The organism is Methylobacterium sp. J-077 (assembly GCF_022829365.1).
In the GTDB taxonomy this organism is placed as follows: domain Bacteria; phylum Pseudomonadota; class Alphaproteobacteria; order Rhizobiales; family Beijerinckiaceae; genus Methylobacterium.
The window spans coordinates 1-396 of the sequence record NZ_JAKSYJ010000198.1 but is presented as its reverse complement, the minus strand read 5'-3'; the positions used below and the strand labels follow the sequence as shown (position 1 = coordinate 396).

The 396-nt window shown below is 71.0% G+C and carries 1 pseudogene; it reads right to left on the bottom strand.

What is annotated here, in order from left to right:
* Positions 1 to 396 (bottom strand): annotated as a pseudogene (locus tag MKL11_RS23905) (hypothetical protein); the annotation flags it as partial.

Below are 396 nucleotides of genomic sequence, written 5' to 3'. Positions count from 1 at the left end.
GCTTCCAGCTTCTCCGGGGTGATCGTGCCCGGGCAGCGGATCGCCAAGCCCGGGCCCGGGAACGGGTGGCGGCCGACGAAGGCATCCGGGAGGCCGAGCTCCCTGCCCAGCACCCGGAGGTCAGGTACTTGGCGACACGATTCTCCCGAGCCCGTCCCGCGGCATCCTGCGCGGACCGGTATTTTCCGGTCAGGAAGCCCGCGGCCAGGGAAACGTAGCCGATCACCCCGATCCCGGCATCCTGGGCCGACTGGCGCGCGATCGCCTCGGTCTGGCTGGCGTTCTGGGCGTTCTGCTTGACGTTGGCGGCCATCTCCTCGACCGAGGCCGAGGCCTCCTCCGTGGACGCGGCCTGCTCGGTCGAGCCCTGCGACAGCTGCTCGGCCGAGGACGACA